We start from the raw sequence: 4,534 nt of genomic DNA, 5'->3' as shown, positions 1-4,534 counted from the left end.
TCCAGGTCTGCCTGCTCCAGCCGGTGGTCATCGCGCTCATGGATCGTCTCGTGACGCCGGACGCCGGCTCCTCCCCCGAGTCAGGCGCCCTCGCCACCCTGCGGCAGTCCGCCCGAAATCCGCTGATCCTTTCGGGGCTCGGCGGCCTCGCGCTCGCCGCCCTGCCGTGGAAGCTCCCGGAACGCGTACTCGAGCCGATCCACCTCGTGGGCCAGGCTTCGGTGCCGGGCGCCCTCATCGTCTTCGGGATGTCGCTGTACGGCGTCAGGGTCCTGGAGAAGGGGGTATCTCCGCGGACGGACGTCGCAGTGGTCACGGTGCTCAAGATGGTCGCCCAGCCCCTCCTCGCGTGGGGCCTCGGTCTCGCGCTCGGTATGGCTGGGCACGAGCTGTTCACCGTCGTCGTCGCCGCTTGCTTGCCGACGGCGCAGAACGTCCTCGTCGTCGCCAACCGGTACGGCCGGGGAGTGTTGCTCGCTCGCGATTCGGCGGTTACCACGACGCTGCTGGCGATCCCGGTGCTCGTCGTGGTGGCCGCGTTTCTCGCGGGGTAGCCGGGGCTACATACGGGACCACAGGGAGGTGCGGACTCCCGCCTCGTAGCCGCCGACGACCCGATTGAGCAGCTCGATGAAGGTGGCCCGTTCGTCCTCGTCAAGCTCCTCGAGCCCGCGGCGGTAGAGGTCGAGGTGCCACTCGAGGTCGCTGTCGAAAGACTCCCGTCCCAGCTCGGTCTGCGAGAACTGCCACGCCCCGCGGGCGCCGGAGCGCCGCTTCTCCACGAATCCCGACTTGACCGCGGCGTTGACCTGCCGATTGACGGTCGACTGTTCGAGATTGAGCTTCTCGGAGATCTCGCGCAGCGTGAGCTCGTCCCCGCTCGACAGCAGCCAGAGGATCCGACCGTCGGCCGCGCCGAGAGCCGCATTCGCCGCGGCGACGCGGCGCGTCTCTTCGAGCCGCTTGAACAGCGAGGCCACCTCGCGATCGGGGGACAGCCGCTCCCGTTTCGCGCGCTGCCCGGACGTGTCGCCCATCTCACACCACTTTCGGCTTGTCTTCGACCCTCGCGGGTATGTAAGTTACACAAGTCGCCGACACGGCGTTTCCCGTGTCCATTTCCATTCACCCACAAGGAGCCGAATGACTTCCACCCCACCCCCCGGCGCCCATAGATTCCCCGTGGGCCTCGTCGTCGCAGTGCTGTGCCTCGGCAGCTTTTCCGGCGCGCTCATGCAGTCGCTCGTCATCCCCATCCAGGCCGAGCTGCACACCCTGCTCGACACCACGGCGGGCAACGCGTCCTGGGCGGTCACCGCGACGCTGCTCGCGGCTGCCGTGACCATGCCCGTCACCGGCCGCCTCGCCGACATGTATGGCAAGAAGGTCGTACTCTGCGCCTCGGCCGCCGTCCTCGCGCTCGGCTCCCTCGTTGCGGCGATCACGAGCGAGCTCCCCCTCTTCCTGCTCGGCCGCGCCCTCCAGGGCATCGCGATGGGCTACATCCCGGTGGCCATCTCGATGGTCCGCGAGGTCACGCCGAAGGAGAAGCAGGCCGGAGCCGTCGCCACCGTGTCCGCGACCATGGGCGTCGGCGGCGCCATCGGCCTGCCGCTCGCCGCGTGGATCACGCAGACCTTCTCGTGGCACGGACTCTTCTGGGTCTCCACCGGCCTCGCTCTCGTGATCCTCGCGCTCACGGCAACGGTCGTCCCGCACGTCCGCGATGCGCACCCGGCGCGGATCGACGTGGTCGGCGTCATCGGCCTGGCCATCGGCCTGGTCTCGTTCCTCGTGGGCGTGTCGAAGGGCTCGGAATGGGGCTGGACCAGCGGGTCCACGATCGGCGCGATCGTCGGCGGCATCGTCGTCCTCCTCCTCTGGGGCGCGTTCGAGTTGCGCCACCCCGATCCCATCGTCGACCTGCGCGCGACCGCCTCTCGACCCGTGTTGTTCACGAACCTTGCCGCCGTCGCGATCGGCTTCGGCATGATGGCCCAGGCCATCGTCGTCCCGCAGCTGCTCGAGATGCCCGCGTTGACCGGCTACGGCCTCGGCCAGTCGATCCTCGCCGCCGGCATGTGGATGGCCCCCGGCGGTCTCATGATGATGGTCTTCGCACCGGTCTCGAGCCGACTCATGAACTCGATCGGCGCCCGCCTCACGCTCTCGATCGGCGCCGTGATCCTCTCCGGCGGCTACATCGTCGCGCTGTTCCTCATGAACGCCCCGTGGCAGCTGATGGTCGCCTCGATGATCGCCTCGGCGGGCGTCGGCATCGGCTACGCCGCCATGCCCACGCTGGTCATGGACAACACCGAGCCAGCCAAGGCGAGCTCGGCGGTCGGCGTCAACGGCCTCATGCGTTCGGTCGGCACGACCATCGCCGGCGCGGTGATGGCCGCGATCCTCACGTCGAACACAATGATGCTCGCGCCCGGCACCCCGGAGATCCCCACGCACGACGCGTTCCGGATCTGCTTCCTCGTAGGCGCAGGCGCCGCGCTCGTCGGCGCGCTCATCGCCCTGCTCGTTCCGCGGCAGCGGGCCACTTCGGGTTCCGCCACGGCTGACAACGAGGGTCCCGCCCTCGAGGTCGAGACGGTCGGCGCGCAGGCGTAGTAGCCCGCGCTTCGAGAAGCGGCGGCGAGCGAGAACTTTTCTCGCTCGCCGCAGCTTTTCTATATGCCCGGTGTCGGAGAATTTCGAGGCGGAGCAGACGCCCTGGGCCGCCATCCCCGCGAGGCGCAGCCCGCTACCACTCGTGGGCGTCGCCGCGGGCGCGATACCAATCGAGCAGCGAGGGATCGTCCAGCGACTGGGGATCCACGTTGACCTCAGTTCGCCCGGCGAGGATCGCCGTGACCGGGACCTCGAGCTTCTTGCCGGTCTTGGTGTGCGGGATCCCGGGCGCCTCGGTGATCTCGTCCGGTACGTGCCGCGGGGACAGGTCCCGCCGGATCGCGGCGACGAGGCGCTCGCGGAGTGCGTCGTCAACCTGCGTGCCCTCTGTGGGAACGACGAAGAGGGGCATCCAGTATTTCGCGTCCGGCCCCTCGACGCCGAGCACGAAGGCCTCGGCGACGCCGTCGACCCCCTCGACCACGCCGTAGATGTCGGCCGAGCCCATCCGGACGCCGTTGCGGTTGAGCGTGGCATCGGAGCGGCCGTGGATGGTGACCCCGCCGCGAGAGTTGATCTTGATCCAGTCGCCGTGCCGCCACACGCCGGGGTAGGTGTCGAAGTAGGCGGAACGATAGCGCTCGCCGGAGGGATCGTTCCAGAACTCTACGGGCATAGAGGGCATGGGCCGGGCGATGACCATCTCCCCCACCTCGCCGGTGAGGTCGTTGCCGTCGGGGTCCCACGAGCGCAGGTCGGTGCCGAGGTAGGCGGCGGAGAGCTCGCCCTCGAACACGGGATGGCCACTCTGCCCGCCGGCGAAGGCGGAGACGACATCGGTGCCGCCGGAGATCGAGAGCACGGGAACCCCGCCGACCTCGTCGTGGATCCAGCGGAACGAGTCGGCTGGCATGGTCGAACCGCTCGAGGCGACGGCACGCAGGCTCGACAGGTCGAGATCGCGCGCGGGGTGAAGGCCGGCCTTGCGGCTCGCGAGGATCTGTCCCGGCGACGTGCCGAACAGCGTGACCCGCTCGCGTGCCGCGAACTCCCACAGCGCCTCCGGCGGCTTGACCGGGCTCCCTTCGAAGCACACGGCCGTCGCGCCGACGAGCACGGCGGAGCTGCGGTAGTTCCACATCATCCAGCTCGGCGTGGTGTACCAGAAGAGGCGGTCGCCGGCACGCACGCCGGCGTGCAGCCCGAGGACCTTGAGGTGCTCGAGCAGCACCCCGCCGTGCCCATGCACGATCCCCTTCGGCTTTCCGGTCGTCCCCGAGGAGAACAGCACCCACAGGGGGTGGTTGAAAGGCACGCGAATGACGTCGGGCGTCCCGTTTCCTTCGACCTCCTTCTCGCCGGCTTCGAGAGCGTCGGACCAGGACTCGGCGGCCGGGATCGCGCTGGGCTCGCCGGACCTGCGCACCTCGATGACCACGGGCTCGCCCGGGAGGAGTCGCGCGAGCTCGGCCGTGTCCTCCCGCTTGTCGTGCCATTTGCCGCCGTTGCGGTAGCCGTCGGCCGCGACGAGCACCTTCGGTTCGAGCTGCCCGAGGCGCGAGGCGGCAGCGGCCGGCGCGTAGTCCTGCCCGCACGCCGACCAGACCGCGCCGATCCACGCGGTGGCGAGGAAGGCGACGATGCCCTCGGCGATGTCCGGGACGTACGCGGCGACGCGGTCGCCGGGCTCCACGCCGGCGAGGCGGAGGCGGGCGGCGAGGGCCGCAGCGCTGTCGCGGAGTTCGCCGAACGTCGTGGTGTCCGAGGATGCGGCGGGACCCGGCTCGGTGCCGTGGATGATCGCCAGCCGGTCCGGATGCGCGTCCGCGTGCCGCAGCACCTGATCGACGTAGTTGAGCCGGAACCCCGGGAACCACTCTGCGCCCGGCATCGAGTCCACGGCCAGGGCATC

Annotated in this window: 4 protein-coding genes; 2 read left to right on the top strand and 2 right to left on the bottom strand. The window is 69.8% G+C overall.

Annotation, left to right across the window (positions count from 1 at the left end; translation table 11 throughout):
• The coding region (locus V7E05_RS00020; RefSeq protein WP_333617630.1) for an AEC family transporter at window positions 1-554 on the top strand (554 nt) is incomplete at its 5' end.
• Window positions 555-560: 6 nt separating this feature from the next.
• Here the strand turns inward: V7E05_RS00020 and V7E05_RS00015 are convergent.
• Complete coding sequence (locus tag V7E05_RS00015; RefSeq protein ID WP_333617629.1) at window positions 561-1,037, bottom strand: MarR family winged helix-turn-helix transcriptional regulator; 477 nt, start codon at window positions 1,035-1,037, stop codon at window positions 561-563.
• A gap of 106 nt (window positions 1,038-1,143) precedes the next feature.
• Here V7E05_RS00015 and V7E05_RS00010 point away from each other — a divergent pair, with 106 nt between their 5' ends.
• Complete coding sequence (locus V7E05_RS00010; RefSeq protein ID WP_333617628.1) at window positions 1,144-2,622, top strand: MFS transporter; 1,479 nt, start codon at window positions 1,144-1,146, stop codon at window positions 2,620-2,622.
• 133 nt (window positions 2,623-2,755) lie between these two features.
• Here the strand turns inward: V7E05_RS00010 and V7E05_RS00005 are convergent.
• On the bottom strand, window positions 2,756-4,534 hold a 1,779-nt coding region (locus V7E05_RS00005), incomplete at its 5' end, for an acetoacetate--CoA ligase (RefSeq protein ID WP_333617627.1).

The sequence above is a fragment of the Dietzia sp. genome (genome assembly GCF_036741115.1).
Lineage (GTDB): Bacteria > Actinomycetota > Actinomycetes > Mycobacteriales > Mycobacteriaceae > Dietzia.
The sequence above is the reverse complement of the archived record's forward strand: the minus strand, read 5'-3'. Positions and strand labels throughout refer to the sequence as shown.